Origin of the sequence: Nocardioides alkalitolerans (assembly GCA_038184435.1) — a bacterium.
In the GTDB taxonomy this organism is placed as follows: domain Bacteria; phylum Actinomycetota; class Actinomycetes; order Propionibacteriales; family Nocardioidaceae; genus Nocardioides; species Nocardioides alkalitolerans_A.
The window spans coordinates 466,886-487,428 of the sequence record CP116227.1 but is presented as its reverse complement, the minus strand read 5'-3'; the positions used below and the strand labels follow the sequence as shown (position 1 = coordinate 487,428).

Genomic DNA, 20,543 nt, shown 5'->3' with positions numbered 1-20,543 from the left:
AGCGTACCGGATCGACCTCCGCCCGCCCGCGGGCCGGTAACGTGCGGCTCGTGCGCGAGTACTCCACCCCGTTGACCATCGAGATCCCGACCACGGGCAACCTGACGGACGACGTCGTCCGCAACGCCGCCGAGGCTCCGGACACGCCCGTGCTGAGCCGCCCCGACGGGCGCGGCGGCTGGGTCGACACCACTGCGAGCGAGTTCCTCGCGGAGGTGCGCGCGGCCGCGAAGGGCCTCGTCGCGGCCGGCGTGGCTCCCGGCGACCGGGTCGCCCTGCTGTCGAAGACGCGCTACGAGTGGACCCTGCTCGACTACGCGATCTGGTTCGCGGGGGCGGTCGGCGTCCCCGTCTACGAGACGTCCTCGGCCGAGCAGATCTCCTGGATCCTCGCGGACTCCGGCGCCGTCGCGGTGCTCGCCGAGACCGCGGAGCACCTCGAGCGCGTGGCCGCCGCCCGCGCGGAGGCGCCCGCGCTGCAGCACGTCTGGGGCATCGACGACGGCGCCGTCGCGACGCTCGGGGCGCTGGGGGCCGAGGTCTCCGACGCCGACCTGGAGGCGCGCCGCACGGCGGCGACGCCCGCCGACCTGGCCACGCTGATCTACACGTCCGGCACGACCGGACGCCCCAAGGGCTGCGAGCTCACGCACGGCAACTTCATGTTCGAGCTGGGCGTGGCGGTCGACGAGCTCGACGAGCTGTTCGCGGAGGGGGCGTCAACCCTGCTCTTCCTCCCCCTGGCCCACGTGTTCGCCCGGATCATCCAGGTCGGCGCCGTCAAGGCGCGGGCGCGGATGGGCCACTCGGCCGACATCAAGAACCTCGTGCGGGACTTCGGCGTCTTCAAGCCGACCTTCATCCTCGCGGTGCCGCGGGTGTTCGAGAAGGTCTACAACACGGCGTCCCAGAACGCGGCCGCCGACGGCAAGGGGAAGATCTTCGACCGCGCCGCGGACGTCGCGATCGCGTACTCGCGGGGCCTCGACCACGGCCGCCCCTCGCTCGCGGTGCGCCTGCAGCACGCCGTCTTCGACAAGCTGGTCTACGCGAAGCTCCGCACCGCCCTCGGCGGCCGCTGCGGGTACGCCGTGTCGGGCGGCGCACCGCTCGGCGACCGCCTCGGGCACTTCTACCGCGGGATCGGGCTCGTCGTGCTCGAGGGCTACGGCCTCACCGAGACGACGGGCGCCGTCACCGTGAACCTGTCCGACGCGGTCAAGATCGGCACCGTCGGGCGGCCCCTGCCGGGCACGGGCGTGCGCGTCGCCGACGACGGCGAGCTGCACTTCCGCGGCGGCCAGGTGTTCCGCGGCTATTGGGGCAACCCCGACGCCACCGCGGAGGCGCTCGACACCGACGGCTGGTTCCGCACGGGCGACGTCGGCGAGGTCGACGACGAGGGGTTCGTGCGCATCACGGGCCGCAAGAAGGAGATCATCGTGACGGCCGGCGGCAAGAACGTCGCCCCGGCCGTGCTCGAGGACCGCCTGCGCGCCCACCACCTCGTGTCGCAGTGCATGGTCGTCGGCGACGGCCAGCCGTTCATCGGCGCCCTCGTCACCATCGACCCCGAGTCCTTCCCGGCCTGGGCCGCCGCCCACGGCAAGACCGGGACGATCGCCGACCTCGTCGACGACCCCGACCTCGTCGCCGCCATCGAGTCCGCCGTCGACGACGCCAACCAGGCGGTGTCCAAGGCCGAGGCGATCCGCAAGTTCACGATCCTGCCCGTCGACTGGACCGAGGAGGCGGGACAGCTGACCCCCAGCCTCAAGCTCAAGCGGAACGTGGTGATGCGCGAGTTCCGCGCGGAGGTCGACGCCCTGTACGGCGCCTGACCGGGCCGGCCGACCTCAAGGCCACTGCAAGATCGGCCAGAGGCTCCCGCAAAGGGCTCAGGATCGTCCCAGGTCAGCGGACTGGTCTAGACCAGTAGGTGCACTTAGGGCGAATCCGTCCGGATTGCGCCGCTCCTGGTCCGCCGATCGTGCAGGGTGCTGCATCGGGAGGGACGGTCGACGGCGTGCTGGTTGCGCTGGGCACCGGAGGCTCGTCGTTCCCCGATGGACGTCACGCCTGAAAGGTGCAGCAGCGATGGATCGACGCAGGGTCCTCCTCATCGTCGCGGCCGTGGTCGCCGCGCTCGGCCTCGTGCTGGTCTTCCTGTGGGCCCGCGGCGCGGACGCCCGCGCCGACGCCCGCTACGACACGGTGGAGGTCTACAAGGCCGCCGAGCCGATCCAGCTCGGCGAGGCCTTCGACGACGCGCTCAACACCGGCAAGATCGTCCGGGCGAAGGTGCCCGAGGGGCAGCTGCTCGAGGGCTACGTGACCGTGGAGACGGCCGGCCAGCTCGACGGCCAGCTCGCGGCCATGGACATCGCACCCGGCGAGCAGATCACCACGGCGAAGTTCGCCGAGGAGGTGCGCACCGGCGTGGTGCTGCCGGTGCCGGAGGGCCGCGTCGCCCAGGCCGTGGAGCTCGACGACGCCGGCCGCGTGGCCGGCTTCGCGAACCCGGGCGACGACGTGGCACTGCTCGCGGTGCTCGAGACCGGGGAGGGCATCGTGCTCATCCCCGACACCCAGGTGCTCGGCGTGGGCAGCTCCGGCGGCCTCGACGAGACCGACCCCCAGGACGGCACCACCGATGGCTCCGCCGACCCGGTCGAGAACACGATCGTCACGCTCGCCCTCACGCCCGACGAGGCGCTGGACCTCACCAGCGCCATCGGTCAGGACGCCGTGATGTCCCTGGTGCTGCGCGGTGACGGTGTCGAGCTCGTGCGCGGTCAGACCGTCTCGCTCGGCAACATCACCGCCCCCTGAGCACCACGCCCCCATCCGACCGACCCCAGCGAGGAGACCATGCCCGTCGTCGTCGACCCCGACAGCTCGGTCCTCGGTGACCTGCTGACCGCGCTGCCCCCGGGCGGCCACGGGATGGACACCACCGAGAAGCTCGCCGCCTGGCTCGACAACCGCCCCGACGAGTACGTCGCGGTCATCGGCCCCGGCGTCGACTTCGCCGTCGCGCTCGAGGTGTGCGAGACCCTCCGCTTCACCCGTCCCACGGTGAGCGTCGTCGTCGTGCGCGACCATGTCGACACCGACGTGCTGACGAAGGCGATGCACGCCGGCGTCCGCGACGTGGTGCCGACCCGTGACCTCGCGGCGGTCAGCGGCGCCGTCGAGCGTGCCTACCAGCTCTGGATCGCGCTGCGCGGACCCGGCGGCGCCGCCCGCCAGGGCCGCATCGTCGCCTGCTTCTCCCCCAAGGGCGGGGTCGGCAAGACGACCGCGGCCGTCAACCTCGCGCTCGCGCTCGCCGACCGGGGGGCGCGCCAGGTCTGCCTGGTCGACCTCGACCTCGCGTTCGGGGACGTCGCCATCACGCTGCAGCTCTTCCCGTCGCACTCCATCGAGCACGCGATCGGCAGCGAGGACGTGCTCGACTTCCACCTGCTCGAGCCGATCCTCACGCGCCACGAGGACTCGCTCATGGTGCTGGCCGCGCCGAGCACGCCCGACGCGCGGGACCGGATCACGCCCACGCTCGTGGCGCGGACGCTCCGCGTGCTGGCCGAGAACTTCGACTTCGTCGTCATCGACACGGCGCCGGCCTTCGACGAGCTGACCCTGACGGCGCTCGACGAGGTCGACGAGTGCGTGATGGTCGCGACCCTCGACGTACCGACCCTGAAGAACGTCAAGGTCGCCCTCGAGACGATGGACGCGCTCGGGATCGCCCAGGGCCACCGTCACCTGCTCCTCAACCGCGCGGACGACGAGGTCGGGATCGGCGCGGAGAAGGTCGAGGCGATCCTCGGCCTGCGGATCGCCGCGCAGGTGGCCACGTCGGTGGAGATCGCCGCGGCGACCAACGCCGGCCGCCCGATCGTCGCGGCGAAGCCCGACCACGCCTCGAGCACGGAGTTCCAGCAGCTCGCCTCCCGGTTGTCCGGGACCCCGGCGGCGCCCACCCCGGCGTCGACGATGAAAGCAACGACCCCGCAGAACCCGCGCGAGGAGCGTGGGGGCTTCTTCCGTCGCCGGAGGTGACCTAGATGAGCACGCTCGCCGAACGACTCGCCGCTGCCGCCGCCCGCCGCCAGGCGGAGGAGGCGACGGCCGCACCGGAGCCCCCGCCGTCGCCGGAGCCCACGCCCGAGCCGGAGCCCACGCCCGCCCCGGAGCCCGCGGCCGCACCGCCGCCCGCACCGGCCGCGGCCGCACCCCCGGCGGCCGAGGACCTCCTCGACGCCACGATCGCCCGCTCGGTCGGCACGCTGGGCACGACGCCCGAGCCGTCGGCCCCGTCGACCGCGAAGCCCGTCCCCTCCGCGGGGCGCGCCGGCGAGGGCGTCGGACGCCACCGCCCGCTGCCGCCGAAGTCGGAGGTCCCGTCGTCCTCGGGCCCGCGCAAGGTGCTGGCCGCCCAGCAGGCCGACCGCATCGAGGAGATCAAGGCCAGCGTGCACGGGCAGCTCCTGCAGCAGCTCGGCCCGCAGCTCTACGACGCGAAGATGGACCAGGCCGACCTCGAGGGTCGCGTCAAGGTGGTGCTCCAGGAGGTCCTGTCCGCGCAGGAGCGCCCACTGAGCAGCGCCGACCGCGTGCGGGTGACGCAGGAGATCAGCGACGAGATCCTGGGCTACGGCCCCATCGAGGCCTACCTGCGCGACCCCGAGGTCTCCGAGGTCATGGTCAACGGCCCCCACCAGGTCTGGGTCGAGCGGAACGGCCGGCTGGAGTCGGTCGACACCGTGTTCACCGACGAGGCCCACCTGCGCCGCATCATCGACAAGATCGTGTCCCGCATCGGCCGCCGGGTCGACGAGTCGAGCCCCATGGTCGACGCGCGCCTGCCCGACGGCAGCCGCGTCAACGCGGTCGTGCCGCCGCTGGCGATCGACGGCTCGGCCCTGACGATCCGGAAGTTCGCCGCGGACCCGTTCACCGTCGACGACCTCATCTCGTTCGGCTCGCTGACGCCCCGCACGGCGGACTTCCTCGAGGCCTGCGTGCGCGGTCGGCTCAACATCATCGTCTCGGGCTCCACGGGCGCGGGAAAGACGACGACGCTCAACGTGCTCTCGTCGTTCATCCCCGCCGACGAGCGGATCGTGACGATCGAGGACGCCGCCGAGCTTCAGCTCAAGCAGGACCACGTCGTGCGGCTCGAGTCCCGGCCGCCCAACATCGAGGGCAAGGGCGAGGTGCAGATCCGCGACCTCGTCAAGAACAGCCTCCGCATGCGGCCCGACCGCATCATCGTCGGCGAGGTGCGCGACGCCTCGGCGCTCGACATGCTGCAGGCGATGAGCACGGGCCACGACGGCTCGATCGCCACGGCGCACTCCAACGGCCCCCGCGACACGCTGTCGCGCATCGAGACGATGGTGCTCATGGCGGGCATGGACCTGCCGATCCGCGCCATCCGCGAGCAGATGGCGTCGGCGATCGACCTGATCGTGCACCAGACGCGCTTCAAGGACGGCTCCCGCCACATCACCCACATCACCGAGGTGGAGCGGATGGAGGGCGAGGTCGTGACGCTGCAGGACGTGTTCGTCTACGACCACGGCGCGGGCTTCGACGCGGCGGGACGGTCGCTGGGCCGGCTGCGCTCGACGGGCCTGCGGCCGAAGTTCCTCGAGAAGATGGCCTACCACAACGTCACCGTCGACCCGATGGTGTTCGCGCTGGACCGGCACTGATGCGCGGCCGCACCACGGTCCCGCGGAGGGCGCGGGCGGGCGCGCTGCTCGGCGGGCTCCTCCTCACTGGGTACGCCGCGGCCCCGGCCCTCGCGGCCGAGCCGGGCGAGGTGTCGATCGACCTCATGGAGCCGGGCGAGTCGTCCCTGCGCGTCCTGGTGTCCCTCCCGGACGGGGTGCAGGCCGACCTCAACGACGTGGCCGTCACCCTCGACGGCCAGGACGCGCCGACGACGGCGTCGGTCGCCGGGGACCAGGTGCGCCGTACCGCCGTCCTCGCCATCGACACCAGCCTGTCGATGCAGGAGGACGACCGCATCGGCGCGGCGGAGACCGCCGCGCTCGCGTTCCTCGCGACGGTCCCGGACGACGTGTTCGTCGGCGTCGTGACGTTCGACGACGAACCCCAGACCGTGCTCGAGCCGACCCAGGACCGCGCCGCCGCGGAGGCCGCCGTCAGCGACCTGCAGATGAACGCCGACACGGCGCTGTACGGCGGGGTCCAGGCCGCGGTGACGCTCACCGGCAGCGAGGGAGCGCGGCAGGTGCTGCTGCTCTCCGACGGCGAGGACAGCGTGGGCGGCGACCTGGCCGCCACCGTCCAGACGTTGCAGGACGCGGGGGTGCGGCTCGACGCCGTCGCTCTCGACGAGGACTCCCCCGCCACCGCGCTGGGCCAGCTCGCGGCCGCGGGCGGCGGCGAGGTGGTCGCCGCCGACCCCAACAGCCTCACCGCGGTGTTCTCCGAGCAGGCCCAGGCGATCGCGGCCCAGCTCGTGCTCGACGTCGAGGTGCCCGCCGGCGTCGACGGCGCCACGGCCGCCCTCGCGGTCACGGTGGGATCCGCTGCCGGTCCCCTCACGGCCTCCGCCGAGGCGCCGCTGGGCGAGCTGGCCAGCGCGGCGACCGCGGACGCCGCACCGCTCGCGGCCGCGCCGGCCTCGGACTCCTTCGCGATACCTGCGTGGGGCCTCTACGTCGGCCTCGCCGTGTGCGCCCTCGGCCTGGTCGCCGTGCTCGTGCTGGCGGTGCCCCGCCGGCCCGCCGCGCTGTCCCCCGCGGAGCGGGTCACGACGTACGCCGAGACGGTGTCCGCCACGCGTCCGTCGGCCCCCGCGCCGACGAAGGGCGCCGAGGACCCCTTCGCCACGACCAAGGCGGCCGCGACCAACGTCCTCCAGCGCAACCAGGGCCTCGAGGCCCGCATCGCGGAGCGCCTGGAGGGTGCCGGCAGTGCGCTCAAGCCCGCCGAGTGGCTGCTCGTGCACCTCGGCGTCTTCTTCGTGGTGGGGCTGCTGGGCCTCCTGCTCGGCGGCGGCAACATCGTGGTCGGCCTGCTGTTCCTCGTGATCGGCGCGGTGGCGCCGTGGGTCTACCTGGGGATGCGGCGCACGAGGCGGCGCAAGGCGTTCAACGCCGCGCTGCCGGACACGCTGCAGCTGCTGTCGAGCTCGCTGGCCGCCGGGCTGTCCCTCGCGCAGGGCTGCGACACCGTCTCCCGCGAGGGCCGCGACCCCGTGGCGGGCGAGTTCAAGCGCGTGCTCGTCGAGACGCGGCTGGGGGTCGACCTCGACGTGGCCCTCGCCGACGTGGCCGAGCGCTACGACAGCAAGGACTTCCGCTGGGTGGTCATGGCCATCCGCATCCAGCGCGAGGTCGGCGGCAACCTGGCCGAGCTGCTCGACACGGTCGCGGCGACGATGCGGGAGCGGGAGTACCTCCGGCGCCAGGTCGACTCGCTCGCCGCCGAGGGCAAGCTCTCGGCGTGGATCATCGGCGGGCTGCCTCCGGCGTTCCTGCTCTACCTCGTGCTCGTCCAGCGGGACTACGTCATGCCCATGTTCACGGACCCCCGGGGGTGGGTGATGCTCGGACTCGCCGGCGTGCTGCTGGGTACCGGCGTCTTCTGGATGAGCCGGCTCGTCAAGGTGGAGGTGTGACGACGTGGTCGTGATCGCCGTGTTCGGAGCGCTGCTGCTCGTCGGCGCGTTCGTCATCGCCTGGATGGCGCTGAGCCGCACCGAGGCCACGGGAGGCCTCAACCGGTCGCTGGCCTACCTCGAGGCGCTGGGCAACGCGCCCGAGGAGCTCCGCCAGGACGCCGACCGGTCCTTCGAGGAACGCGTCGTCACCCCGCTGCTCAACCGGTTCTCGCGGCTCGGCCGCCGCCTCATCGGCGGGGACTCGGCGCAGCGCTGGCAGCGCAAGCTGGAGCAGGCCGGGAGCCCGGCCGGCTGGACGGTCGACCGCGTCGCCTCCGCGAAGGTGGTGGGCGGCATTGCGGGCTTCGTCGTCGCCCTCCTCCTCGTGCTCCTGGTGAGGCCGGGGCTGCCGGTCCTGGTGCTCCTGCTCGGCGGCCTGACCGCCGGCGGCTTCACGGCCCCCAACATGTGGCTCTACCAACGCGCCTACGACCGCGCCGAGACGACCCGACGGGAGCTGGCGGACGCCATCGACCTGCTCACCATCAGCGTCGAGTCGGGCCTCGGGTTCGACGCGGCCGTGCAGCAGGTGGCGCGCAACACGACCGGGCCGGTCGCCGAGGAGTTCTCCCGGGTGCTCCGCGAGATGCAGCTCGGCTTCAGCCGTGCCGAGGCGCTGCGCGGCATGGCCAACCGCAGCAAGGTGGACGACCTCCAGTCGTTCGTCGGGGCGCTGGTGCAGGCGGACTCCTTCGGCGTGCCCATCGGCCAGGTGCTGCGCACCCAGTCGAAGGAGATGCGCATCAAGCGTCGGCAGCACGCCGAGAAGCGCGCCCAGCAGGTGCCGGTCAAGATCACGGTCCCCCTGATCCTGCTCATCCTCCCGTGCCTCTTCATCGCCGTGATGGGGCCGGCGGTCATCGGCATCCTGGACTCCGGCTTCGGAGGTTGACGCCCTGAGGCTCCAGGTGGTCCGACCCGTCGAGATCGGGGCAGTCGCCCGGATCCTGGGGCTGTGTGCGGTCGCCGGCCCGGCGCTGTGGCTGCGCGACTCGACCAGCCTGGTGATCGTGCTGCTCTTCGCCATCGTCTGGTTGGTGGCGACCTCGTTGTCGGCGCTCCGGTGGGTGCCGCCCCGCGCCCTCCTGGTCGCCGAGGCCGTCGCGTCGGCGGCGATCTGCGGCTTCGCGGTGGTCCAGGCCGACGCGGTGCCCGTGCTGGCGCTGGCGATCCCCCCGTTCCTCGGCGGTCTCGCCCGCGGCATCCGCGGCGCGACCGGGCTCATCCTCGTCGAGGTCGCCGTGCTCGCGCTCGTCCTCCTCCAGCTCGAGGCGCGACCGGCGGCGGACGTGGCCGGACAGCTCGTCGCGAGCATGGTCGTCGGCCTCGGCGTGGGCCTGATCGGTGCCTACGTCCGGCTCAGCCAGGGCCGCCAGGCGGAGCTGACGCCCTACCGCGACGCGATCGACCTGCTGCAGCAGCTGCTGGCGCTGACCGACGTGCTCGACGCCGGTCTCGATCCCCAGTCGATCGGCGCGCGGCTGCTCAGCTCGCTCCAGGACGACATCCCCGCCATCCGTGCCTCGCTGTGGTTGCGGGACGAGCGCGGCCTGACGCCGGTGCCGACCGGGTCCCTGCTCGAGAGCGCCCCCCACGGTGCGCAGGGTGACACCGACCCCCCGGAGGTCCTGCTCGCGGCGCTCGACGAGGGGAGGCCCGTGCTCCGCGGCGGTGCCTTCGCCGTGCCGCTCGCCTCGATCGGCGGACGCTCCCTCCTCGTCGAGGGCGAGCTGTCCCCGTCCCTCGCCGTGGGTCGGCGGAGCCTCGTCCAGCGCCTCGAGGCGGCGAGCGGTCGCCTGGTCGGCCTGACGACCCAGCTCGACACCGCGCTCGTCTTCGCCGAGGTGAACGCGGCCGCCACCCGCAACGAGCGCCACCGCCTCGCCCGGGAGATGCACGACGGCGTCGCCCAGGACATCGCGTCGATGGGCTACCTCGTCGACGCGATGGCGGACGGTCCGCTGCCCGACGACCTGCGTCCCCAGGTCGAGCTGCTGCGGGGCACCATCTCGCGGGTGGTCGGGGAGGTGCGGGCCTCGGTCACCGCCCTGCGCATGGACGTCGACGCCAACCAGAGCCTCGGCGAGGCCATCTCCGGTCTCGCGCGCCGGCTCAGCGACTCCTCGGGCCTCTCCATCCGCTGCACCGTGGACGAGCGCGCGACCCGCCTGCGACCCGACGTCGAGGCCGAGCTGCTCCGCATCGCCCAGGAGGCGATGACCAACGCGGTCAAGCACGCGGGCGCCAGCGAGATCGACGTCGAGTGCCTGGTCGACGCCCCCCGCGCCCGGATCGTCGTGCGCGACAACGGCACCGGGCTGGGGCCGGCCCGCGAGGACTCCCACGGGATGACCATCATGCGGGAACGCGCGCACCTCGTCGGCGCGTCGCTCTCGGTGGACAGCTCGGCCCTGGGCACCGTGGTATACGTCGCCCTGGGCGCCCGGCGCCCAGGGACCCGACCCCGACCCGACGGAGGACGACCGTGACCGACGACCCCACCACGGTCCTCCTGGTCGACGACCACGAGCTGATCCGCGCCGGTCTCGCCGCTGCCTTCACCCGCGACCCCGGCATGCGTGTCGTCGCGCAGGCCGAGGACGTCGCGGGCGCGTCCGCGGCGTACGACGACCTGCAGCCCGACGTGGTGGTGACCGACCTGCACCTCCCGGACGGCACCGGGCTCGACATCGTGCGGCGGTTGCGGGCCCGGTCCGAGACCGTCGGGCTCGTCGTCCTCACCATGCACTCCGGCGACGACCAGATCTTCGCCGCGATGGAGGCCGGGGCCTCCGGCTTCGTCGGCAAGGACGCCCCGGCCGCGGAGGTCCTGCGCACGGCGGCCCACGCCGCGCGGTCACCCCGCACCTTCATCTGCGCGGGCCTGGCCCAGGCCATGGTGCGGCGCATGTCGGGTGAGTCGACCCGGCTCTCGGAGCGCGAGCACGAGATCCTCCTCCACCTCGCCGACGGTCTCGGCACCCAGCAGATCTCCCAGCGGCTGCACATCAGCGAGTCGACGACGAAGTCCCACATCGCGCGGATCTACCAGAAGCTGGGCGCCACCAACCGGGCGCAGGCCGTCGTCACCGCCATGCGGGTGGGCCTGCTCTCCAGCGTGCAGCGCCGCGCGGACTGAGCGCCTGCCCACGACCCGAACGGGTGTGGGACTTCAGGTCCCGGGCCCGCCGAGCGTCCTAGTCCCAAAGGACTACACGAGTGCGGACGATCACACGATGTGCGCGGGGGTCCGCCTGGCGGAGGATCAGGTCATCGCCCGGGGGAACCCGGACCGACCTCCCCGAGAAACCCGAACGGCGACTCGTTCAACCCCCGAAAGGTGTCCATCATGATCCAGTTCCTCGCCATCCTGCTCGGCGCTCAGAAGGCCAAGGCCGACCAGCGCGGCGCCTCCGCCGTGGAGTACGGCCTGCTCGTCGCGGCGCTCGCGGCCATCATCATCGTCGCCGTGTGGGCGTTCTACGGCCAGCTGTCCGAGATCTTCGGCGGCGCCAGCGAGGACCTCCAGGACGGCCCCCCGGCGCCGGCCGCCACGTGATCTCTGGACCTGCGCTGACCCAGCGCTGACGGTCGGCCCCGCTCCCTCAGGAGCGGGGCCGATCTGCATTTTCCGCAGCCCTACTCCCCCGCCACCTGCCGCGCGGTGGCGACGCGCTCGAGCATCGTGGGGTGGCTGCCGAACCACAGCTGCCCCCACGCGTTGGGCGTGGGGTCCGCCACCGACCGCACGGCGAGCTGCCGCTGCAGCCCGATGAACGCGTCGGGGTCGTCGGTCGTCCGCAGCGCGACGACGTCGGCGCGGCGCTCGATCTGCCGGCTGATCCCGTTCTCGACGGGCGACGCCAGGAACGAGCCCACCGCGAACAGCGCCAGCACGAGCGGCACGACGGCCGGGTCGGCGAGCCCTCCGACGCCCGAACGCCTGCGCAGCGGCCCCGCGCCGACGAGCACGGCGAGCAGCCCGACCCCGACCAGGGCGCCGGCCGCGCCGAGGGCGGTGCCGACCGCGACGTCGTGGTTCTTCGCGTGACCCAGCTCGTGCGCCACCACCGAGAGCAGCTCGTCCTGGTCGAGGCCGTCGACCGCCGTGTCGTAGAGCACCACCCGATGTGTGCTCCCGAAGCCCGAGACGTAGGCGTTCAGCGTGGTGGTGCGCCGCGAGGCGTCGGCGACGAGCACGTCGTCGACGGGCACGCCCTCCGCGTCGGCGACGGCGAGGACCTCCGTGCGCAGCTGTCCGTCGGGCAGGGAGGTGAAGTCGTTGAAGAGCGGCTCGACGACGACCGGGTAGACGAAGGAGCCGAGCACGACGAGGGCGGCTGCGATCCCGCCCGCGATCGCCGGCCACCACGTGCGCCACCGGCGGGCGCACCCGATCACCACGAGCAGCGCGATCGACGTCCCGACGGCGCCGACGACGAGGTCGAGCAGCAGGTCGGCGAACCAGGCGCCCCAGCCCTGGGTCGAGAGGCCCTCGCTCACCCGGCGCCGCCACAGGGCGAGGGCGAACGGCAGCGTGGCGAACCGGCCGATCGCGAGCACCGCGAGCGTCCCGAGCGGCACCTGCACCCACCACGGGCCGGGCACGCGGCGTACGAGGGCAGCGCCCCGCGCGCCGAGACCCAGCCAGAGCGCCACCGCCAGCGAGACCGCCAACGAGCTCCAGCTGACCCAGCGCGCGTAGGCGCCGAAGGCCTCGCCCCGGGCGATCTCCTGCGTGGTCAGCACCGACGACGCCGGTGCGGGATCGGGCACGCCACCCGGCACGGGGTGCCACGGCACGAGCACGGCCGCGAGCACCGCGAACACCACCGCCCCGCCGGCGGCGACCAGCAGCCCGACGCGGCGAGACCCCCGCTCCGGGTGCGGAGCGGGGGTCTCGGGGTCCTGCGAGTCGTGCGGCACGACCGGCACGGTAGCGGTCGCGGCTGAGAGGAGCCTCAGCCCGGGCGGACGGCGCCCGAGTAGGGCATCGAGCCGACCGAGGCGATAGCGACACCCGACCGGGGGTTCGCCGCGTGCACGATCTGGCCGTTGCCGATGTAGATGCCGACGTGGCTGATGGGGCTGTAGTAGAACACCAGGTCGCCCGGCTGCAGCTCGCTGCGCGACACCTGGCGGCCCGAGCTGAACTGCGCCTTCGACGAGTGCGGCAGCGAGACGCCGGCCTGGGCCCACGCCATCGAGGTCAGGCCGGAGCAGTCGAACGCGTCGGGGCCGGAGGCGCCGTAGACGTAGCTGTCGCCCACCTGGGCCAGCGCGTACTGCACCGCCGCGCCCGCGCGACCGGAGACGGGGACGTCGGAAGCGATCTCGGCGGCCTGCGCGGTGTCGGCGGTGCCCTCCTCGGCGAAGAGCGTCGCGGCCTCCTCGGCCGCCTCCGCCTCGAGCTCGGCGAGCAGCGCCTCGGCCTCGTCGACCTTCTGGTCGATGGTGGCGCTCTCCTCGGCGGCCTGCTCCTCCACCGCGGCGATCTGGGCGACCCGCTCCTCGGTGGCCGACCGGCGGACCTCGAGGGCCTGCAGCTCGGTCGAGTAGGTGTCGACGAGGCGTCCCTGGATGTCGCTGTAGGTCGACGCCGTCGAGAGCTGGGCGAGGAAGGCGCCCGTGTCCTCGGAGAGCGCGGCCTCGGCGACGGGCGAGATGCTGCTGCCCTGCGACTGGGCCACGACGGAGTCCGCCACCTGGGAGCGCACGGAGTCGAAGCCGTCGCTCTGCGCGGCCTCGTCCTGCTGCAGGAGCTCCAGCTCCGACTGCAGGCGCTCCAGCTCGAGCTCGGCGTCGTTGCGACGCTCGGCCGCCTGCTCCGACTCGTGGTAGAGCTGCTCGATCTGAGCCTTCACGTCCTCGATGTCCGGCTCCGCCGCCGCGGGGGCGCTCGGGAGCAGGGACACACCGATCACTGCGGCCGCGGCCAGTCCAGCACCGATCCGCTTACGTCCGTCCAGCACGAGCCGGCGATCTCCTCACACGTGTCGTACGCCTACCGGGTGAGCTGACGGGTTCGGGCACGACATTGCCCTACACACGCTCCTCGCGGACCGATCGGTCCACGCCTCGCGCGCGATTCACCCCAGGGGGATTGGTTCCCCGGCTCCGGACCACCCGCCACCGCTGCTGCGACGGCGCGCTCTCCGAACTCGGCGCGACCTCCGCGCGAACCGGTCGGTCCACTTCCACGGAGGCCTCGCCCGAGGGTAGTCGCGCGGCACCACGGCGGCAAACCTCCGGTCCGGGTGTCGGAGCGAGACCGTCGCCACGCCCGCGCAGCACCCGTCCCGGGGCTCAGGCGGTGCCGGCCTCCGGCCCGCGGACGGGCTGGACGAGCCGCAGCGGCGGCACCAGACCACCCGCCGCGAGCACGTCGAGCGCCCGCTGCTCCTCGTTGTCGAACCCCTGCTCGGGGGGCGGGCCGAGGAGGGCCGTCACCACGCAGTCGTGGCAGTGCAGCCCCCGCACGAGACAGCTGTCACAGTCGATCGTCGTCATGGGAGCGGACCGTGCCAGCAGGCACCGACAGTTCTGGACGGGCCGCGCCGCCGGCCGTCGCAGGACCATCCGCGGTGGCCCGCTCCGGACGCCACGACACCGCTGCCAGCACCACGTCGGCCACGGTGTGCACGAGGCGGGCCAGCAGGGCGATCGCGGTGGCGACGGGTAGCCCGGTGACCGGCGCCAGCACGGCCACGAAGGTGGCCTCCCGCGCCCCGAGGCCGGCCGGGGCGACGACGACGAGCACACCCGCGACGTACCCCAGCGCGAACGCCCCGGCGAGCGCTCCCAGGAGCGCCGGGGAGCGGTCCTCGACGAGCAGCAGCAGCGCCGCCGCGTAGCAGGCCCAGGCCACCGTCATCAGCCCGACGACCGCGAGGGAATCGCGCCACCCCACCACCAGGTCGGTCCCCGCGGCCCGCCGCAGCAGCCGACGGTTCACCACCGGCACGAACCCGCCGACGCAGGCGAGCGCGCCGAGCCCCCACAGCCACCGCGGACCGGGCGCCGGCGCCGCGCCCGCCGCCACCAGCGCACCGCCGAGCAGTCCCGCCGTCAGCAGGTGGATGCCCGTGAACGTGAGGGCCGTCGTGACGGTCACGCGCACCGGGACGGCGTGCCGCGCCGCCAGCCGGGCCTGCACGCCGATCGCCCAGACGGCGCCGGGCACGTACTTGCCGAGCTGGCTCACGAAGAACACCGAGCGTGCCTCCCGGCGCGGCACGGCGTGCCCGAAGGCGGCCAGCGTCCGTCGCCACACCACGGACGTGGCGAGCAGGCCACCACCGGTGAGGAGGACCGCCGCGGCCAGGGCGAGGGGATGGACCCGCCGGACGGCCCGGGCCACCTCGTCCCACCGCCCGTCGAGGCTCCAGGCCATGCACCCCACCACGACCGCGAGGAACGCCGCGCGCACCAGCCACGGCCGCACGGACGACCCCACCGGCCCCACCGACCTCACGGGCTCGGCTCGAGCAGCGCGGTGCGGGTCGGGTAGGGCAGCGTGGGCGTGCGTCCCCGCGTCCACGTCACGCGCGCCCGGCCCCCGAGCCGCCCCTCGACCCGCGCGATGGCGTCGCGGTAGCGAGCGCGGTCGACGTTGTCGACCACGACGAGCCCGCCCGGCGCGACCCGTCCGACGGCCCGCTCGAGGCACGCCTCCCGGGCGCGGCCGTCGACGACCACGAGGTCGAACGCGCCGGGCACCCGGTCCACCTCGGCCACGTAGTCCGCGAAGTCGAGGTCCGCGAACCCCGGCTTGGCCGACGCCACGACCTCCCGGGTGAGCCGGGTGCGCGCGTCCTGGGGCGGTACGACGCGGAGCTCGGCGTTCGCCGGCAGCACGGGCCGCATGGACGCGGCCCAGTCGACGTCGTGCTCGATGGAGACGACCTCGGCGCACCGGGCGGCGAGCCACACCGTCGAGGCGCCGGAGCCCCACTCGAGGGCGCGGGCCCCCGGGCGACCGCGCAGGAACGCCTCGACACGGTCGGCGGCGTCGAACGTCCACCACGGCACGTCGTGGCGCACCAGCTCGTCGAGGTCGTAGATCGACAGCCAGGACCGCACCCACAGGCCCGTGCGCGAGCGCGCCGCCCACCGGTCGAGCAGCCGCAGCAGCCCGGTCGTCCGCAGCACGCCCCGCAGCACCCGCAGGAGCCGCACGTAGAGACCCTTCACCTCATCCGTCCCCTTCTCCAGCAGGGAGCCCGGCCACGTCGGCGAGCTCCATCGTCAGCAGGCGCGGCGCGACGTCCGCCGCACGCTCGACGGCGACGACGACCCGTCCCCCGCCGTACGCCGCCAGCACGTCCGCGGGCACCGCGGCGGTCAGCCGCGTCCCGGCCGCCCCGGCTCCGCTCCCCCGCACCGCGACCTCGGTGCCGTTGACGCGCACCCGGACCGCGTCCGGCGCCACGGGGTCGACGAGCCCGATCCGCAGCTCGGCACCGCCGGGCCGGGGCGACGTCAGGGTGAACCCGATCTCGCCGCGCTCGCCCGTGAGCCGGATGCCCGCGGCCGTGGCGTGGGCGGTCCACCCGCCGAGCTCCAGGTCCCCGGCGTCCCCGCCCGGCCCGAAGGTCATCGGACCTCCGTCGTGGACGGGGAGCACCAGCGCGCAGCGGGCCAGCCGGCTCATGACGTCGCGGGCGGGCAGGCCGAGGAGCGTGCCGATCCCCGGCAGGGGACCCGGCCGGTCGACGCGGGCCACCTCGACGCAGTTGGTGCCGGGCCGGCGGGGGCCGGCCGTGACGGCCCAGAACTCCGTCGGCCCGAGCGGCTCGCCCGCGACGGGGTCGGGGGCGGGGTCGGTCCCCCGCACACCGGCCCAGGCCGACAGCGGCCCGATGAGGTCGCGCGCGCAGTCCTCGTCGCCGTCGAGGGAGCGGCGCAGCGAGCGCCGCTCGTCGTCGAGCGCCGGGGAGCAGGTGACCCAGCCCGCCGGCACCGAGGGCGCCAGCTCGCGCGCGCTCGTGCGCCAGTAGTCGGTGTCCGCGGCCTCCGCGACGGCGTAGGACGGCAGGGTCGCGAACGTGTAGCCGTAGGGGTGCAGCCGCACCTGGTCGAGCGTCGGCGCGAGGAGGCCGAGCGCGACGGCGCCGAGCAGGAGGGCGGGCGCGACCCGGAGCGACCGCTCGCGCCACCGCGCCGCGGCCCCCACGGCCGCCGCGATCGCCAGCGTGGCCAGCAGCGCCATCGCGGGCACCATGAAGAGCAGCTGCCGCAGCCCGTTGTAGAGGTTCGACTCCCGCACCACCGCCAGGAGCGGCAGCGTCCACGCCTGCACCCCGACGAGCAGCCAGGCGGTCGTCGTCGTGCCGACGGACAGCACCCGCACGTCGGTCACCACGCGCCGGAGCGCGAGCACCGACCCGACGAGCACCAGCACGAGGAGCACCAGGGGCACCTCGCCGACCAGCAGCGCCGGCACGTAGAACCACCGGCCGGTCCGCTCGTCGAAGCGCGACGACGACAGGGCCGACTCCCGCAGGGTCGTCAGCGGCGTCGCGAAGACGGCGGGATAGATCGCCAGCAGCACCAGCCACGCCGCGACGGGCACGAGCGCGACGAGCGGCCCGGCGGCACGCACGGCCGAGGCGCCGGCGCGCAGCCGGGGGTGGAGCAGCACCGCCGCGACCACGTGGCTGGCGACGAGCGTGGGCCAGATGCCCGGACGCGTGCCCATCGCCAGCACCCAGCCGAGGAGCACGACGAGGCCCGCCCCCACGACGTACGCCGCGGAGCGCGGCCCTCCCGGTCGGCCCGGCCCGCCCGGCCCGCCCCGTCGGCGGGTCAGCAGCACGACGAGGCCGGCGGTCACGAGCGTGCAGCCGGTCGCGACGGGCACGTCCTTGACGTTGAACATGGTGTGGCCGGTCCACATCGGGATCGCCCCCAGCACCGCCGCAGCGACGACGGCCCAGCCCCACGACCGCAGCAGCACGCGGGCGGTGACGGCCACGGCCGCGGTGCCGACGAGCCCGACGGCGACGACGACGAGGTGGCGCACCGCGTAGGCGTCGCCGGTGGCCACGACCTCTCCCGGGCCCTCGAGGCCGGCGACGACGACCGCGGCGTGCATGAGGAGCGCCGTCACCGGCGCGTAGACGTAGGCCTGGTCCTCCCACGCGCCCGGCCGGTCGCCGTCGAGGTCGCCCTCGAGCAGGTACCAGCCGTGCTCGAGGAAGCTCCGCATCCGCCCCACGTGGTAGGTCTCGTCCCACGACACCCCGGTCGTCCAGGCGCCGTGGACCGCCAGCGCCACGGAGGTGAGCAGCACGACCGCGGCCACGACGAGCAACGGCCGCGGCACCCGGGGGTGCGGGTGGGGTCCGCTCACGCGTCGGTACGCCGCACGTCGGCCACCAGGCGGCCGGCGTCGTAGGTCGGTCGCACGTCGCGGCCCGGCCGGGCCTGCTGCCGTGCGTGCACGACGAGCTCGGCGAGCAGGCCGAAGAGGAGCAGCTGCAGGCCGACGAGCACGAGCAGCACGCCTGCGAGCAGCAGCGGACGGTCGCCGATGGTCGCGCCGGTGACGATCTTGAGCACCGTCAGGTAGGCCAGCACCAGGCCGCCGAGGACGAAGCACGCGGAGCCGATGCCGCCGAAGAGGTGGGAGGGACGGTTCTCGTAGGACAGCAGGAACCGCACCGTCACGAGGTCGGCGAAGCCGCGCCAGAACCGCGCGAGGCCGTACTTGCTCGACCCCGACATGCGCGGGTGGTGCTCGACCGGCACCTCCGCCACGCGGTGGCCCAGGTCGTGGGCGATGACGGTGAGGTAGCGGTGCATCTCGCCGTAGAGCATCGGCGCGACGTCCGCCGCCACCTCGGCGCGCATCATCTTGAAGCCGGAGTTGAAGTCGTTGCCCGGCGCCCCGGACAGCAGGGCCGTCGTGCGGTTGTAGAGCCGCGACGTCGTGCGCTTCACGAACCGGTCGCGGCGGGTGAGGCGCGCCCCGGTCACCAGGTCGGCGCCCCCGGCGAGGGCGGCCGCGAGGGCCGGCAGCTCCGCGGGGTCGTCCTGCCCGTCGGCGTCCATCATCACCACGACGTCGGCGCCGCCCTCGAGCGCGCGCTCGAAGCCGATCCGTAGGGCGGCGGCCTTGCCCCGGTTGTGCCGGAGCATCTCGAGCTCGACGCAGGGGTGCGTCGCGGCCAGCGTCCGCATCACCGCGGCGGTGTCGTCCGTCGAGCCGTCGTTGACGAGCAGCACCCGGGCGTCGGGGTGGAGCGCGAGCGCGTGCTCCACGACGCGCGGCACGAGCACGCGGAGGTTGTCCGCCTCGTTGAGGGCGGGGATGACGACCCAGGGCAGCACGGGGACTCCTCGGTGGCGCTCGGTGACGCACGACGACGCTCGGCCGCGACCGGGACACACGTGACGGCCGCTCGAGCCGTTGTCGCCGGTCGAGGAGAACGCCAGCCCAACCCGGGCCGACTCCTGGGTGCCGGGTGGCCTGCTAGCGGGTGAGGAGTCCCGCCAGCGCCACGGCGTCCATCACGGTGGCACCCGCCCGCCGTACGTCGCGGGCGAGCGCCTGGTCGCTCGTCACGACCACGACCACGCGGCCCGTGGGCTCCAGGTTGACGAGGTCGCGGATGACGTCGTCGGCGATGACGTGCTCGGGGCTGAACGCGACCCGCACCCCCCGCGGGGCGGTGATGACGGGGCGGGTCGGCGAGGAGGCGGCGTCGAAGACGACGGTGGTCTCGGCGCCCGAGCGGGCGACGACGGGCGCGATCCCGTTGACGAGGCGCATCCGCTGCACCTCGAGCGAGGAGCCGCCCCACGTCTGCTTCGTGACGTTGTAGCCGTCGACGATGAGCCGCGCCCGCGGCATGCCGATCAGCTGCTCCAGCAGCGCCGGGCTCCCCGACCCGAGCGCGCCGGCGGCGGAGGTCGTGCGGGCCCCGGTCGCCACGAGCGACGACTCGTGGCGCTCCCCCGGCGTCGCGGTGTCCAGGGCGGCGGGCAGGCCGAGCTCGCGCTGCAGGCCCTGGGCCGAGGCGACGAGCGTCTCGAGGAGCAGGCGGGTGCGCATCGTCGCGTCCTCGCGCTCGGCGCGCGCCCCGCCGCGCTGCTGGGCCACCTGGGCCTGGAGCTCCTCGACCTGGCGGCGGAGCCGGCGCGCCTCGCCCTCGGCCGCGGTCGCGGCGGCGGTCGCCCTCTCCTGCGCCCGGCGCTGCTCCTCGAGCGCCCGCTCGCGCGCCTCGTCGGCACCGCGTCCGGCTGCGCGCGCCTCCCCCAGCTTGCGTCGCAGCGCGGTGTTCTCGGCGCGCAGGGCGTCGTGCTGCTCCCGCGCCTCGCTCCGCTGCCGGGCGAGCTCGTCCTCGACCGCCGCGAGCCGCCGCTCCAACGTGCGCCGGGCCTCGGCGTCCTCCGCGGCGACCGCCGCGTCGCGCACCTCGTCGAGGCGGGCCAGGGCCGCGGCGTACGCCGTCTCCCACCCCGCGGGGCGCACCAGCCACAGCAGCGCGGCGACGTCGACGGGATCGTGGAGCGGCAGGTCGCGGACCTCGCCGGCCCCCTCGCCGCCCTCGTCGTCCCCGGGAGCAGCGTCGAGCAGCTCCGCCGCGAGCGCGCGCAGGTCGGTGCGGGCGACGACCTGCGTGGCGATCCGGCTACGCAGGTCGTCGTCACCGAGCGCGGCGGCGACCTGCCCGCCCCCGAGCCGGGCGCGGCGCTGGGGGGCGAACGTCGCGACCTTGCGCAGCGGGGGCGGGAGCACCCCGACGTCGGGCAGCACCTGGGCGCTCAGCTGCACCACCCGGGCCCGCAGGGGCTCGGGCAGCGCGGCGGCGTCGGTGCTCGTGGTGGTCAC

Annotated in this window: 17 protein-coding genes and 1 riboswitch; of the genes, 9 read left to right on the top strand and 8 right to left on the bottom strand. The window is 74.3% G+C overall.

The genetic code is table 11. The features are described 5' to 3' along the window. Positions 1-50: 50 nt before the first annotated feature. From PIR53_02365 to PIR53_02325, 9 genes are all read left to right on the top strand, one after another. Entirely contained in the window at positions 51-1,841 is a 1,791-nt protein-coding gene (locus PIR53_02365; protein WZH52849.1) for an AMP-dependent synthetase/ligase, read from the top strand. 256 nt (positions 1,842-2,097) lie between these two features. Beyond that, positions 2,098-2,832, top strand: coding sequence for an RcpC/CpaB family pilus assembly protein (locus PIR53_02360; protein WZH52848.1), 735 nt, complete (start codon positions 2,098-2,100; stop codon positions 2,830-2,832). Between the two features lie 39 nt (positions 2,833-2,871). Beyond that, on the top strand, positions 2,872-4,065 hold the full coding sequence (locus tag PIR53_02355; protein WZH52847.1) for an AAA family ATPase: 1,194 nt from the start codon (positions 2,872-2,874) through the stop codon (positions 4,063-4,065). A 5-nt stretch (positions 4,066-4,070) separates the two neighbouring features. Further along, complete coding sequence (locus PIR53_02350) at positions 4,071-5,723, top strand: CpaF family protein (GenBank protein WZH52846.1); 1,653 nt, start codon at positions 4,071-4,073, stop codon at positions 5,721-5,723. Further along, positions 5,723-7,663 (top strand): type II secretion system F family protein, encoded by a 1,941-nt coding sequence (locus tag PIR53_02345; protein ID WZH52845.1) that lies wholly within the window; start codon positions 5,723-5,725, stop codon positions 7,661-7,663. Before PIR53_02350 ends, PIR53_02345 begins: the two co-directional genes overlap by 1 nt. 4 nt (positions 7,664-7,667) lie before the next feature. Then, positions 7,668-8,597, top strand: a complete 930-nt coding sequence (locus PIR53_02340; GenBank protein WZH52844.1) for a type II secretion system F family protein — start codon at positions 7,668-7,670, stop codon at positions 8,595-8,597. 16 nt (positions 8,598-8,613) lie between these two features. Further along, positions 8,614-10,194, top strand: coding sequence for a sensor histidine kinase (locus tag PIR53_02335; protein WZH52843.1), 1,581 nt, complete (start codon positions 8,614-8,616; stop codon positions 10,192-10,194). Continuing rightward, positions 10,191-10,844 (top strand): response regulator transcription factor, encoded by a 654-nt coding sequence (locus PIR53_02330; protein WZH52842.1) that lies wholly within the window; start codon positions 10,191-10,193, stop codon positions 10,842-10,844. Before PIR53_02335 ends, PIR53_02330 begins: the two co-directional genes overlap by 4 nt. A gap of 210 nt (positions 10,845-11,054) precedes the next feature. Next, positions 11,055-11,264 (top strand): Flp family type IVb pilin, encoded by a 210-nt coding sequence (locus PIR53_02325; GenBank protein ID WZH52841.1) that lies wholly within the window; start codon positions 11,055-11,057, stop codon positions 11,262-11,264. 80 nt (positions 11,265-11,344) lie between these two features. Here the strand turns inward: PIR53_02325 and PIR53_02320 are convergent, their stop codons facing one another. From PIR53_02320 to PIR53_02285, 8 genes are all read right to left on the bottom strand, one after another. Continuing rightward, positions 11,345-12,631 (bottom strand): M48 family metallopeptidase, encoded by a 1,287-nt coding sequence (locus PIR53_02320; GenBank protein ID WZH52840.1) that lies wholly within the window; start codon positions 12,629-12,631, stop codon positions 11,345-11,347. A 35-nt stretch (positions 12,632-12,666) separates the two neighbouring features. Continuing rightward, on the bottom strand, positions 12,667-13,677 hold the full coding sequence (locus PIR53_02315; GenBank protein WZH52839.1) for an NlpC/P60 family protein: 1,011 nt from the start codon (positions 13,675-13,677) through the stop codon (positions 12,667-12,669). Between the two features lie 14 nt (positions 13,678-13,691). Further along, positions 13,692-13,864: riboswitch (cyclic di-AMP (ydaO/yuaA leader) on the bottom strand. A gap of 147 nt (positions 13,865-14,011) precedes the next feature. Continuing rightward, positions 14,012-14,215: a hypothetical protein gene (locus tag PIR53_02310; protein WZH52838.1), complete on the bottom strand. Its 204-nt coding sequence runs from the start codon at positions 14,213-14,215 to the stop codon at positions 14,012-14,014. Beyond that, positions 14,196-15,149: a lysylphosphatidylglycerol synthase domain-containing protein gene (locus PIR53_02305; protein WZH52837.1), complete on the bottom strand. Its 954-nt coding sequence runs from the start codon at positions 15,147-15,149 to the stop codon at positions 14,196-14,198. The genes PIR53_02310 and PIR53_02305 overlap by 20 nt, the downstream gene beginning before the upstream one ends. 26 nt (positions 15,150-15,175) lie before the next feature. Next, positions 15,176-15,898 (bottom strand): class I SAM-dependent methyltransferase, encoded by a 723-nt coding sequence (locus PIR53_02300; GenBank protein WZH52836.1) that lies wholly within the window; start codon positions 15,896-15,898, stop codon positions 15,176-15,178. Position 15,899: 1 nt separating this feature from the next. Further along, entirely contained in the window at positions 15,900-18,059 is a 2,160-nt protein-coding gene (locus PIR53_02295) for a hypothetical protein (protein ID WZH52835.1), read from the bottom strand. Next, positions 18,056-19,039: a glycosyltransferase family 2 protein gene (locus PIR53_02290; GenBank protein ID WZH52834.1), complete on the bottom strand. Its 984-nt coding sequence runs from the start codon at positions 19,037-19,039 to the stop codon at positions 18,056-18,058. Before PIR53_02290 ends, PIR53_02295 begins: the two co-directional genes overlap by 4 nt. A 142-nt stretch (positions 19,040-19,181) precedes the next feature. Beyond that, positions 19,182-20,543 carry an NYN domain-containing protein gene (locus tag PIR53_02285; GenBank protein ID WZH52833.1) on the bottom strand — a complete coding sequence of 454 codons (1,362 nt, stop codon included), beginning with the start codon at positions 20,541-20,543 and terminating at the stop codon, positions 19,182-19,184.

Excerpts from the sequence above, each read along its gene's own strand:
- PIR53_02360 (WZH52848.1), top strand. The coding sequence starts at position 2,098 with ATGGATCGACGCAGGGTCCTCCTCATCGTCGCGGCCGTGGTCGCCGCG.
- PIR53_02355 (WZH52847.1), top strand. The coding sequence starts at position 2,872 with ATGCCCGTCGTCGTCGACCCCGACAGCTCGGTCCTCGGTGACCTGCTG.
- PIR53_02350 (WZH52846.1), top strand. The coding sequence starts at position 4,071 with ATGAGCACGCTCGCCGAACGACTCGCCGCTGCCGCCGCCCGCCGCCAG.
- PIR53_02345 (WZH52845.1), top strand. The coding sequence starts at position 5,723 with ATGCGCGGCCGCACCACGGTCCCGCGGAGGGCGCGGGCGGGCGCGCTG.
- PIR53_02325 (WZH52841.1), top strand. The coding sequence starts at position 11,055 with ATGATCCAGTTCCTCGCCATCCTGCTCGGCGCTCAGAAGGCCAAGGCC.
- PIR53_02310 (WZH52838.1), bottom strand. The coding sequence starts at position 14,215 with ATGACGACGATCGACTGTGACAGCTGTCTCGTGCGGGGGCTGCACTGC.